Annotated in this window: 10 protein-coding genes and 2 pseudogenes; 5 read left to right on the top strand and 7 right to left on the bottom strand. The window is 68.8% G+C overall.

Translation table 11 applies throughout. The features are described 5' to 3' along the window. Nucleotides 1–83: 83 nt before the first annotated feature. Nucleotides 84–1,882, top strand: a pseudogene (locus tag D3H54_RS07880) (N-acyl-D-amino-acid deacylase family protein). 9 nt (nt 1,883–1,891) lie between these two features. On the opposite strand, the gene D3H54_RS07885 reads toward D3H54_RS07880, so the two are convergent. The 3 genes from D3H54_RS07885 to tap are packed head-to-tail and all read right to left on the bottom strand — an operon-like array spanning nt 1,892 to nt 5,681. After that, complete coding sequence (locus D3H54_RS07885; RefSeq protein ID WP_149378574.1) at nt 1,892–3,034, bottom strand: epoxide hydrolase family protein; 1,143 nt, start codon at nt 3,032–3,034, stop codon at nt 1,892–1,894. Between the two features lie 46 nt (nt 3,035–3,080). After that, nucleotides 3,081–4,448 carry an FAD-binding oxidoreductase gene (locus D3H54_RS07890; protein ID WP_149378575.1) on the bottom strand — a complete coding sequence of 456 codons (1,368 nt, stop codon included), beginning with the start codon at nt 4,446–4,448 and terminating at the stop codon, nt 3,081–3,083. A 9-nt stretch (nt 4,449–4,457) separates the two neighbouring features. Then, entirely contained in the window at nt 4,458–5,681 is a 1,224-nt protein-coding gene (tap, locus tag D3H54_RS07895) for a multidrug efflux MFS transporter Tap (protein ID WP_210419660.1), read from the bottom strand. 52 nt (nt 5,682–5,733) lie between these two features. Here tap and D3H54_RS07900 point away from each other — a divergent pair, with 52 nt between their 5' ends. Together D3H54_RS07900 and D3H54_RS07905 are read left to right on the top strand one after the other, a co-directional pair. Continuing rightward, entirely contained in the window at nt 5,734–6,561 is an 828-nt protein-coding gene (locus tag D3H54_RS07900) for a uracil-DNA glycosylase (RefSeq protein WP_149378577.1), read from the top strand. 37 nt (nt 6,562–6,598) lie between these two features. Then, nucleotides 6,599–7,630 carry an LLM class flavin-dependent oxidoreductase gene (locus D3H54_RS07905; protein ID WP_149378578.1) on the top strand — a complete coding sequence of 344 codons (1,032 nt, stop codon included), beginning with the start codon at nt 6,599–6,601 and terminating at the stop codon, nt 7,628–7,630. A 130-nt stretch (nt 7,631–7,760) separates the two neighbouring features. Here the strand turns inward: D3H54_RS07905 and D3H54_RS07910 are convergent, their stop codons facing one another. Both D3H54_RS07910 and D3H54_RS07915 read right to left on the bottom strand, forming a co-directional pair. Next, nucleotides 7,761–8,189, bottom strand: a complete 429-nt coding sequence (locus D3H54_RS07910; protein ID WP_149378579.1) for a nitroreductase family deazaflavin-dependent oxidoreductase — start codon at nt 8,187–8,189, stop codon at nt 7,761–7,763. A 7-nt stretch (nt 8,190–8,196) separates the two neighbouring features. Then, nucleotides 8,197–8,628, bottom strand: coding sequence for an HIT family protein (locus tag D3H54_RS07915; protein WP_149378580.1), 432 nt, complete (start codon nt 8,626–8,628; stop codon nt 8,197–8,199). Nucleotides 8,629–8,664: 36 nt separating this feature from the next. Here D3H54_RS07915 and D3H54_RS07920 point away from each other — a divergent pair. Then, a pseudogene (locus tag D3H54_RS07920) lies at nt 8,665–10,055 on the top strand (amidase). On the opposite strand, the gene D3H54_RS07925 reads toward D3H54_RS07920, so the two are convergent. Then, nucleotides 10,052–10,549, bottom strand: coding sequence for a DNA-deoxyinosine glycosylase (locus tag D3H54_RS07925; RefSeq protein WP_149378581.1), 498 nt, complete (start codon nt 10,547–10,549; stop codon nt 10,052–10,054). The pseudogene D3H54_RS07920 and the gene D3H54_RS07925 sit on opposite strands and share 4 nt — an antisense overlap. Nucleotides 10,550–10,575: 26 nt before the next feature. Between D3H54_RS07925 and D3H54_RS07930 the strand changes: the two genes are divergently transcribed. Continuing rightward, nucleotides 10,576–11,700 carry an adenylate/guanylate cyclase domain-containing protein gene (locus D3H54_RS07930; RefSeq protein WP_149378582.1) on the top strand — a complete coding sequence of 375 codons (1,125 nt, stop codon included), beginning with the start codon at nt 10,576–10,578 and terminating at the stop codon, nt 11,698–11,700. Between the two features lie 12 nt (nt 11,701–11,712). Here D3H54_RS07930 and D3H54_RS07935 read toward each other — a convergent pair whose 3' ends face one another. Then, a complete protein-coding gene (locus D3H54_RS07935) occupies nt 11,713–11,928 on the bottom strand; it encodes a hypothetical protein (RefSeq protein ID WP_149378583.1) in 216 nt (71 codons plus the stop codon). Nucleotides 11,929–11,988 lie beyond the last annotated feature (60 nt).

The following is an 11,988-nucleotide window of genomic DNA, read 5'->3' on the forward strand; positions in this document are numbered from 1 at the left end:
CTCCAAACGGTATTACACGAGGCCCTGTAACGGTGTTACATTGGCGACGGAATCCCATTGACATCGTGTGTCGAGGAGTAGCCATGTTCGACCTCAAGATCACCGGCGGGACCGTCGTCGACGGAACGGGCGCCGACCGTTACATCGCCGACGTGGCCGTCAAGGACGGGAAGATCGTGGAGGTGCGGCGCCGCAGCGCGTCCGACGCGCCGCTGGCGGGCGAGGCAGCCGAAACCATCGACGCCACAGGCAAAGTCGTGGCGCCGGGATTCGTCGACATCCACACGCACTACGACGGTCAGGTCAGCTGGGACAGCCTGCTCGAACCGTCGAGCAACCACGGCGTGACCACCATCGTCGCGGGCAACTGCGGTGTCGGCTTCGCGCCGGTGCGGCCCGGGTCCGAACAGTGGCTCATCCAGATGATGGAGGGTGTCGAGGACATTCCCGGCAGCGCGCTCACCGAGGGCATGACGTGGGGCTGGGAGAGCTACCCCGAGTACCTCGATGTGATCGGCAAGGGGAACTACGCCGTCGACGTCGGCAGCCAGGTGGCGCACGGCTCGGTGCGGGCCTACGCGATGGGCGAGCGCGGGGCGCGCAACGAGCCCGCGACGCCGAGACATCGAGCGGGGCGCGCAACGAGCCCGCGACGCCCGACGACATCGAGGCGATGGGCCGCCTGGTCCGCGAGGCAATCGAAGCCGGGGCGCTCGGGTTCTCGACGTCGCGCACCCTCGGCCACCGCGCCATGGACGGTGAACCCGTGCCCGGCACCTTCGCCGCCGAGGACGAGTTGTTCGGCCTGGGCCGGGCGATGGCGGCCGGCGGTCAGGCGGTCTTCGAGCTGGCGCCGCAGGGCGTGGCCGGTGAGGACATCATCGCTCCGAAGAAGGAATTGGAGTGGATGCAGCGTCTGGGCGCCGAGATCGACCGGCCGATCTCCTTCGGCCTGATCCAGGTGGATGCCGCGCCCGACCTGTGGCGCGAGCAGATGGACATCTCGGCGGCCGCGCACGCCGCGGGCGCCCGGCTCTACCCGCAGATCGCGGCGCGCCCGTTCGGCATGCTGTTCGGATTCCCGGGCCACCACGCGTTCACGCACCGCCCGACCTTCCGAAAGCTGAAGGGGGAGTTGGGTCGTGAGGAGCTGGCGCACCGGCTCGCCGACCCGGCGGTGAAGGCCGCGATCCTCGGCGAAGACGATCTGCCGCCCGATCCCAACAAGCTGTTCGACAATATGAACATCCTCGTCCAGTACGCCCTGGGTCGGATCTACCACCTGGGCGACCCGCCGGACTACGAGCCCACCGACGAGCGGACGGTGGAGAAGATCGCCGCCGACCGCGGCGAGGACCCGCTGGCCACGCTGTACGACCTCATGCTGGAGGCGGACGCCACCAACATGCTGATGCTGCCGTTCTTCAACTACTCCTACGGCAACTGCGACGCCATTCACGAGATGCTGACCCATCCGGCCGGTGTCGTCGGGTTGTCCGACGGTGGTGCACACTGCGGAATGATCTGCGACGCTTCCTATCCCACGTTCCTGCTGACCCACTGGGCCCGCGACCGGCACCGTGGTGCGAAGCTGCCGCTGGAGCATCTGATTCGCAAGCAGACCCACGACACGGCGCAGCTGTTCGGCCTCAGCGATCGCGGCGTCATCCAGGTCGGCAAGAAGGCCGATCTCAACGTCATCGACATGGACGCACTGCGGTTGCATCCGCCGAAGATGGCCTACGACCTGCCGGCCGGCGGAAACCGTTTGGTGCAAGGCGCTTCCGGCTACGCCGCGACGATCGTCAGCGGCACCGTCACGCGCCGCGACGGCGTCGACACCGGCGCGCGTCCGGGCCGGCTGGTCCGCGGGGCCCGCTGACGCGGACCGTCACTCGCTGAAGACGCCCATCTCGTCGAGCACATCGGCGTAGGCAAGCACGTCCGCGGCGAACAGTTGCGGCTGCTCGAACGCCGCGAAGTGGCCACCGCGGTCCTGAATCGAGTAGTGCACCAGGTGATAGTGCTTGTGCGCCCACACTTTCGGGATCCGCACCAGCTCTGCCGGGTACACCGCATAACCGGTCGGGACGTCGACCCGGCCCGACCAGGGGCTGAGCGCACCGGTGCCGGCGTGGGCGGCCTCGTAGTACAGTCGCGCGGCCGAGGTGGCGGTACCGGTCAGCCAATACATCATCAGATTGTCGATAAGCCGGTCGGTGCGGATCGGCATGCCGTCGCGGACGTCGCTCCAGGCATGGAACTTCTCCAGAATCCAGCCGGCCAGACCCACCGGCGAGTCTTCGAGCCCGTAGCCGAGTGAATGTGGCCGGGTGCCTTGGATTTCCATGTATGCGGTGCCTTCTGCCATCCGCTCGGCGGAGGCGATGAATGCGGCCATCTCCTCGTCGGTGACACCGTCCATGGCGTCGGGACCCTCGGCGGACGCGAACAACATGTTGGTGTGGATGGCGACCGTGCGATCCGGGTAGTGCTCGCCGAGGTATCGCACCACCAGGGCGCCCCAGTCGCCGCCCTGAGCCAGAAAGCGCTGGTAGCCCAGTTGCGTCATCACGTCGGCGACCGCCGCCGCGACGACCGAAGTGTCGACGCCGCGTTCGGTGGTCGGGCCGGAGAAGCCGTATCCGGGCATCGAGATCACCACGACGTGAAACCGCGCGTGCAGCAGCGGTAGGGCGTCGAGGAACTCGATGATCGACCCCGGCCACCCGTGCACGAGCACCAGCGGGATCGCGGTGCTGTCGGCGGACCTGCGGTGCAGGAAGTGGACGCGTTGGCCGGCGGCTGTGGTGACGAAGGAGCCCACGGCGTTGAGCTCGGCTTCGGTTGCCCGCCAGTCGTACTCGTCGCGCCACCTCTCGACGAACGCCTTCAAGTACGACTGATCGGTGCCGTAATCCCAGCCGCTGCCGGCCAGCTCGGCGGGAAATCGGGCGGAGTCAAGGCGGCGGCGCAGGTCGTCGAGATCGGCTTGCGGAACTGCGATCTCGAACTGCGTGGGGGAGTGAGTCATCGCCGTCCACCCTAGCCAGGCGGTAGAACCCGCGCGCCACCTTGCGTCAAATGACCGCGCCCGGATTCAAAATTCCGTCGGGATCCAGCGCGGCCTTGATCCGGCGGTTGAGTTCCATGGCTTCGGGACCCAATTGACCTGCCAGCCATGGCTTCTTGAGCCGGCCGACGCCGTGTTCGCCGGTGATCGTCCCGCCCAGCGACACCGCCAGGTCCATGATCTCACCGAACGCCTTGTCGGCTCGTTCGGCCATCGCGGCGTCGGCGGGATCGAAGACGATCAGCGGATGGGTGTTGCCGTCGCCGGCGTGGGCGATCACCGAGATCGTCAGGTCGCGCTCGGCCGCGATCTTGGCCACCCCGCCCACCAGCTCGGCGAGCGCGGGCAGCGGCACTCCGACATCTTCCAGGAGCAGCGAACCCTTGGCTTCCACCGCTGGGATGGCGAATCTGCGGGCCGCGACGAACGCCTCGCCCTCGGCCGGATCGGAGGTCGAAAAGCATTCTTTGGCACCGGCTTCGGTGAAGACGCGGGCCATGTACTCGGCGTCCTCGGCGCCGGCCGGGCCCCGGTCGTCGGATGCGGCCACCATCATCGCCGCCGCCGAGCGGTCCAGGCCCATCCTCAGCTTGTCTTCGACGGCATTGATGGCCACCGCATCCATGAACTCCAGCATCGAGGGCCGAATGCGTCCGGTGATCGTCACCACCGCACCGGCTGCGGCCTCCACCGAATCGAACGTCGCCACCACCGTGCACGCCGACGGCTGGGGAGGCAGCAGCCGCAGCGTCACCTCGGTCACCACCCCGAGGGTGCCTTCACTACCGACGAACAGCTTGGTCAGCGACAGCCCGGCAACATCTTTCAGGCGCGGTCCGCCGAGGCGCACCGCGGTGCCGTCGGCCAGCACCACCTGCAGGCCCAGCACGTAATCGGTTGTCACGCCGTACTTCACGCAGCACAGACCACCCGCATTGGTGGCGATGTTGCCGCCGATGCTGCAGATCTCGTACGACGACGGGTCTGGCGGATACCACAGGCCGTGCTCGGCGACCGCCTTCTTCACCTCGGCGTTGAGCAGGCCGGGCTGTACGACGGCGGTGCGCGTCACCGGGTCGACGGTGATGTCGCGCATCTTCTCCGTCGACAACACGATCCCGCCGTCGACGGCGGTCGCGCCGCCGGAGAGTCCGGTGCCCGCTCCGCGTGGCACCACCGCGATGCGGTTCGCCGATGCCCAGCGCATCACCGCCTGCACCTCTTCGGTGCGGCTGGGCCGCACCACGGCCAACGGCATCCCGGCCGCAGGGTCGGCGGCGCGGTCGTGGCGATAGGACGCCAGGATGTCAGGGTCGGTGACGACGACCCCGTCGGGAAGCTCGGCGGCCAGGCCGGCCAGAGCGCTCACGGCCATTGCGCCATCCTAGGCGGCGTCGTCGTCCAGCTCCTTGAGGGCAGGGAGCCAGGGACACAGCACGCCGATCGCCAGGATCGGCACCGCCAGAACCAGGAATGTCACCGTCAGACCGAACGCGTCGACCAGCGGGCCGGCCACCGTGAACCCGATCGGGCCCGCGGCGTAGGTCATCGACGTCATCACCCCGACCACCCGGCCGCGCAGCTGCTCAGGGGTGCGAGTCTGCATCACCGAGTTGTAGATGGGCCCGATCGGCCCGTACACCAGGCCGACCAGGGCGGCGAACGACAAGATGACCGGCAGCGGCGGCAGGAACGCGATGACCGTCACCGCGATCCCGAACGTCAGCACTGCCGTCAGCACCGTCGTCCGCTTGCTGGCCACCTTCGACAGCACGGTCCAGCTCAGCGCCCCGATCAGCCCGCCGATCGACAACGCCATCAACACCCAGCCCAGCTGGGCCGGCTCGTTGCGGTCGGTGAAGTACTTGGGGAACAGCACGCTTTCCATCGGCAGGTATAACCCGGTGACGGCGAGGTCGACCAGGCCCAGGGTGCGAAGAACCCGGTTGCGCCAGACGAACTTCAAGCCTTCGACAACTCCGGAAACCACACTCTCCGGCAGCTTTTCGCGCGCCGGGCGCCCGGTGCCCTCCAGCCGCAGCACCGCCATTGCCAGGATCGCCAGCCCGAACAGCGCCGCGGTCACCCACATCGCGTTGACACCGCCGAGCGTGGCGATGAGCAGGCCGCCAACACCCGGGCCGGTGATGTAGGCGAGGTTGAACACGGCCTCGTAGACGCTGTTGGTGTGATCGAGGGTCCAGCCCGCGCGAACGGCCGCCTCGGGCAGCATCGACTGCCGCGCGGTCATACCGGCCGGATCGAAGAACGCGCCGAGGGCGGCCAGTGCGGCCAGGACGAGGGTGGTCAGCACGTCGGTGCCGAACGCGATCGCCAGGACCGGGATCGCGGCCACCGCGAGGGCCGACAGCGCGTCGGAGAGCATCGCCACCCGGCGTCGGCCGACGAAGTCGACGGCGGCGCCGGCGATGAGGGTGGCGAACAACAGCGGCAGGGTTGCCGCGCCCGCGACGATCGAGGCATCCACCGCACTGCCGGTGCGCTGCAGCACCAGCCAGGGGAAGGCGACCATGGAGATGCCGTTGGCGCCCGCGGCCAGGAAGGTCGAGGACAGGATCAGCAGCGCGGGGACGCGCGTGGTGGTCACCGGCAGAGCTTAAGTTCTCGCGCGGCGCGCGAGACCCGGGCAGAGTGGACCGGTGACCCTCCTTCCCCATCCGCGGACCAGGGTGTTGTTCTCCTCGCCCGTTCCACCGGGTACGGGCTGGCCCGGGGACCCCGCCGTGCCCGAGACCCCGGTGGCTGCCGACGCCGCCCAGGTGGCGACTCTGGCCGCGGCGGCCGGCGACATCGCAGCGGTGGATGCGCAGGTCAGCGTCTGCCGGGCATGTCCCAGGCTGGTCTCCTGGCGGGAAGAGGTGGCGGTCACCAAACGTCGCTCGTTCGCGGGTGAGCCGTATTGGGGCAGGCCGATCACCGGGTGGGGCTCGGCGCAGCCGAAGATCCTGGTGCTGGGCCTGGCCCCGGCCGCGCACGGGGGCAACCGGACGGGGCGGGTGTTCACCGGTGATCGCTCCGGCGATCAGCTGTTCGCCGCGCTGCACCGGGCTGGCCTGGTGAACCAATCGACCAGTGTCGACGCGGCAGATGGTTTGTCCACCAAGCACATTCGGGTGGCTGCCGCCGTCCGGTGCGCGCCTCCCGCCAACAAGCCGGAGCCCGCCGAGCGATCGACCTGTGAGCCGTGGCTGACCGCCGAGTGGCGGTTGATCGCGCCGTCGGTTCGGGTGATCGTCACCCTGGGCGGGTTCGGCTGGCAGGCCGCGCTGCGGTTGCTCGCCGACGACCTGCCTGCGCAGGCCAAGCCCAAGTTCGGGCACGGGGTGGTCGTCGAGTTGCCGTCAGGCCGGCAGCTGCTGGGCTGCTATCACCCGAGTCAGCAGAACATGTTCACCGGGCGACTCACCCCGGACATGCTCGACGACGTGTTCACCGACGCTGCTGTGCGGGCGGGCCTGCGGGGGTGAGGGGAAGCATGCGCGCACTCGTATCGTTGAGGTGACTATGCGGCTTTCTGTCCTCGACCTCGTTCCGGTACGCACCGACCAAACCACCGCCGACGCGCTGGCGGCCACCGTACGGCTGGCTCAGACCGCCGACCGCTTGGGATTCACCCGGTATTGGGTGGCGGAACACCACAACATGCCCGCGGTCGCGGCCACCAGCCCGCCGGTGATCCTCGCCTACCTGGCTGCCCAGACCACCCATCTGCGGCTGGGTTCGGGAGGGGTGATGCTGCCCAACCATGCGCCGCTGGCGGTGGCCGAGCAGTTCGCATTGTTGGAGGCCGCCGCTCCGGGACGGATCGATCTCGGGATCGGCCGCGCGCCCGGCTCCGACCCGGTGACGTCGTACATGCTGCGGGGCGCACGAGACGATTCCGACATCGAGAACTTCCCGCAGTACCTCGATGACGTCGCGGCGCTGATGAGCGCGCACGGGGTGCGCATCCCGATCCGCAACCAGGACTACATCCTCAAGGCCACGCCCGCGGCGGTCGAGGAGCCTCGGCTGTGGCTGCTCGGCTCGTCGATGTACTCGGCACATCTGGCCGCCGCCAAAGGGCTGCCGTATGTGTTCGCGCATCACTTCGCCGGGCAGGGCACCGTCGAGGCGCTGGCCACCTACCGGTCGGAATTCCGGCCCAGTGCGGTGGCCGCCGAGCCGGTGACGTTCATGACGGTCAATGCGGTGGTCGCGCCGACGCGGTCCGAGGCCGAGGCATTGCTGCTGCCGAACCTGCAGATGATGGCGCGGCTGCGCACCGGCCAACCGCTCGGGCCGCTCGACCTGGTCGAGGACGCGGCGGCGCTGACCATGCACCCGCAGGCCGAGGCGATCATCGCCGCCGGGCGCAGCAAGGCCGTCGTCGGCTCACCGTCCGAGGCGGCCGACCAGGTTCGTGCCGTGGCCGACGAGTTCGACGTCGACGAGGTGATGGTCAACCCGGTCGCATCCGCGCATCGCGGGACCGATTCGGCGACCGCCCCGGACCGGGAGACGACGTTGGAGCTGCTGGCGAAAGAGCTGTTCTAGCAGGATTTTTCGGGACCACGTCGCCGAGATCGACGCTGGCGTGACGTTTACTCGACCTTTCCCGCGCTGCCGTCGATCTCGATGTCAGCCGGTGGGGGGATGACAAGGATTGTCGCTCAGAGGCGGACGCTCAGGGTGTCAGGCGTACGACCGGGATGGGCCGCGTGGTGCCGCGCTGGTACGAGCTGTAGCGGCCGCCGTTGTTCGAGTCACAGATGTGCCACAACCGCCCGTAGTCCGGGTCGCCCGGCATCACGATCTGTGCGGTGACCGCCAAACGCTTTCTGCCCACATTGATTTCGATCTTCGGATGTGCGCGCAGGTTGTGATACCACGCCGGGTTGCGGTCCGCTCCGCCGTTGGACGCGACGATCAGGTAGTCGTCCCCATCGCGGAAGTACGCGAGCAGATTCGACCGGGGCTGGCCGGTCCTCGCCCCGATGGTGTGCAGCATCAGGGAGGACGGAACCCCGGGCATCCGGTGCCCGATCCAGCCGTTGGTGCGCCGGTACACCCAGTCGTGCACCTTCACGAACGTCATCAGTGCGGAATCGGGCATGACTCTCTCATCCGGTTGTGTCGAGTTGGGACAGGGCGGCCCGCAGGATTCGTCCGGTGCCCTCGCGGTCGGGGTCACGGCGCAGCAGCATCCCCTTGGCGAACGACAGCTTGTCGCCGTCACGCCGCGGGATCACATGCAGGTGAATGTGAAACACCGTCTGCATGGCCGACTTGCCGTCGTTGATCGCAATGTTGTTGCCGGTCGCGCCGAGATCAGACGCACGGGTCGCCTGCGCGATCCGCTGCCCGACGGCGAGCATCCCGGCCAGGGTCTCGGCCGGAGTGTCGGTGAGGTCGACCGTGTGCCGCTTGGGCACCACCAGGGTGTGGCCCCGGGTGAACGGGCGGATGTCGAGGATGCCGAGGAAATCGTCGTCCTCGTGAACGCGGATGGCGGGTGCCGTACCGGCGACGATCTCGCAGAACACGCATGCCATCTGGTCACCGTAGCGGGCAGCGTTAGGCTGCGGGAGATGGACTCCACCGACATTGCCTTCGCCGGTGCTGCCGAGCAGGCACGCATGCTCGTCAACGGCACCATCACCGCCCCGCCCTGCTGGAGTTGTACCTCGACCGGATAGCGCGCGTCGACCGGGAGTTGCGGGCTTACCGCGTGGTGTTCACCGACAGCGCGCGCCGGGAGGCCGCCGCCGCGCAGGAGTTGCTCGACGCCGGCGAACGCAAGCCGCTGTTGGGCGTCCCGATCGCGATCAAGGACGACGTCGACGTCGCGGACGAATTCACCTGCTACGGCAGCAGCGCCTACGGCCAGGCGCCGACGAGCGACGCACTGGTGGTGCGCCGGTTGCGCGAGGCCGGCGCGGTGATCCTGGGCAAGACGTCGGTGCCGGAGATGATGCTGTGGCCGTTCACCGAAACGGTCTCCTTCGGCGCCACCCACAACCCGTGGGATCTGGAGCGCGCACCGGGCGGCAGCAGCGGCGGCAGCGGTGCGGCCGTGGCCGCGGGGCTTGCCCCCATGGCGTTGGGTTCCGACGGCGCCGGCTCCATTCGTATTCCCTCCACCTGGTGCGGGCTTTTCGGACTCAAGCCGCAGCGTGACCGGGTGCCGATGGCTCCGCACGACGACGCCTGGTGCGGCTTGTCCGTCAACGGCCCGATGACACGCACGGTGGAGGACGCCGCGCTGTTCCTCGACGCGACCTCGACGCTGCCCGGGCCGTCGGGCGGGTTCGTCGCAGCGGCCAACCGCGAGCCTGGCAGACTGCGAATCGCCTTGAGCGCCAAGCTCCCTCCGACCATGCTCGGTCGGGTCGGCAAGGCGCAGCAGAGGGCACTCGACGGTGCCGAGACGCTGTTGCGCGATCTCGGCCACGACGTGGTCTGGCGCGATCCCGACTATCCCGCGTGGGCGGTGTACGGCCATGTGCTGCCGCGGATGTGGCGCGGCGCCTTCCAGGACGCCACCGCCCTGCCGCACCGGGAACGGCTCGAGCCGAGGACCAAAGGCATTGCCCGACTGGGCCGGCTGATCTCCGACGCGCAGATCGCCAAGGTGCGCGCCGCCGAGCCGGCACTTGCGGCGCGGGTCCAGTCGATATTCGACCATGTCGACGTGTTGGTCACCCCCGGCACCGCGACCGGTCCGTCGCGCATCGGGCAGTATCAGCACCGCGGCGGGGTCGCGACGCTGGCGATGGTGTCGGCCCGGGTGCCGTTCAACGCCATGTTCAACGCGACGGGCCAGCCCGCCGCCGTCGTCCCGTGGGGGCTCGACGACGCCGGGGTGCCGATGTCGATCCAGCTGGTCGGCCGGCCGTCGGACGAGGCGACGCTGCTGTCGCTGAGCCACCAGATCGAGATGGCGCGTCCATGGGCGAACCGGAGACCGCCGGTCTCTTAGCCGGTCAGCGCCGCGCGCCAGGCCGTCAGTTTGTCGGCGTAGCGCATGGTCTGCGCCGGACTGGTCGACGGCAGCCGCACGAACGTGGCCGGCACGTCGAGGTGGACGAGCCGGGCGAAGTTGCGCTCGGCGGCCGCGCCGTTGAACAACACCCGCTCGATGCCCGGTCGGGCGGCAAAGTAGGTCCCGAAGTCGTTGGGCACCATGCTGTCCGGCTCGACGGAGGAATCCAGGCTGCCGACCCGCCGACAGTGCTTGAGGACGTCCCAGACGGCGACGTCGTGGCGGGTGAGGACCTCGGTCCGATGCTGGTACGGCGCGTCCGGCTCGCATCCGAACACTTCACCGATGATGCGCCAGAATGCATTTCGTGGGTTTCCGTAGTACTGCCCGCTCGCCAGCGAGAGCACGCTGGGCATATTGCCGAGGATCAGCAACCGCCCATCGGGCGAGCCGATGGGCGGTAGCCCCTCCAGGAGCGGGGATCGTGACATCGGGGTCGACGGTATACGTTGGGTCGGTGACCGAAACCGTCGACCCGGAGGCCGCCGGGCTGCTCGACGGGCTCACGGGCGATGCCCGTGCCCAACGGGCCGAATTGATTCCCTGGCTGGTGGAGCAGGGCATCACCGTCGAGGAGATCCGGGCGGCGTTCGCGCCGATGCTGCTGCCCGGCCGCCGGATCTTCGGTGATGACGGAACGAGGCTGTCGGCGCGGCAGATCAGCGAGCAGACCGGGCTGGACCTGGATCTGCTCCGGCGCTTCCAGCGCGCCAGCGGGCTCGCGACCGTCGACGATCCCGATGCGGCGGTATTCCTCAAACCCGATGCCGAGACGGCCGTGCACGTGAAGCGGTTTCTCGATCTGGGGTTCGACCCAGACCGGCTGCTGACCGTGTACCGTCTTCTGGCAGAAGGCCTTTCGCGTGCCGCCGAGGCCATGCGATACACCGCGGTCGCCACGACGATGCAGCATCCCGGCACCACCGAACTCCAGATGGCCCAGAGCGCGCAGGTGCTGGTCAGCGCCGCGGCGCCGCTGCTGGGCCCGATGGTCCAGGACATGCTGATGCTGCAGCTACGCCACGCCATGGAAACCGAGGCGATCAACGCCAACGAAAGAGCCGTCGGCGCATCGCTTCCCGGCGCCCGCGACGTCGCGGTCGCCTTCGCGGACCTCGTCGGATTCACCAGGCTGGGCGAGACGGTTCCGCCCGAGGAACTCGAGCACCTGGCCAACCGCCTCGCCGACGCCGCCCGCGATGTGGCGGTGCCACCGGTGCGGTTCATCAAGACGATCGGCGACGCGGTGATGATGGTGTCCACGGACACCGCGGCGTTGCTCCGCGCGATGTTGACGCTGGTGGAAGCCACCGAAGCCGACGACGCCCTGCCGCAACTGCGGGTGGGCCTGTCTCATGGGCAGGCTGTCAGCCGCGCGGGCGACTGGTTCGGCAGCCCGGTCAACCTGGCCAGCCGGGTGACCTCGGTGGCCCGGCCCGGATCGGTCCTGCTGTCCGAGGCGGCGCGGGAACAGATCGGGGACGACCCGTCCTTCAGCTGGTCGTTCGCCCGGGCGCGGCACCTCAAGGGCATCCAGGACGAGGTGAAACTGTTCCGGGCTCGCCGGGCCGAAAAGCTCTGATACGCAGACTTTTTAGCGCTTATCGCGTTTACGCAGCAACGACCAGCCGCCGAAGATGACTGCCGCGAGCACCATCAGCACCGCCGTGCCGGGTCCCAGTAGCCACCACACCAGCCCGACGGCCGCGACCGTCGGGACACCCACCACGAGTGCCACCATTGCGGGGTGCATCCGCGCCACGTCGCGCGCAGCGCGAGCGCGGTCGGGATCGAGACCGTCGCCTGTCATTCGACCATTATCCGTGCCTGCCACCCGGTCGTGACCGTTCGCCCAGAGAGAATGCCTGGC

This window comes from Mycobacterium sp. ELW1 (assembly GCF_008329905.1).
Taxonomy (GTDB): Bacteria; Actinomycetota; Actinomycetes; order Mycobacteriales; family Mycobacteriaceae; genus Mycobacterium.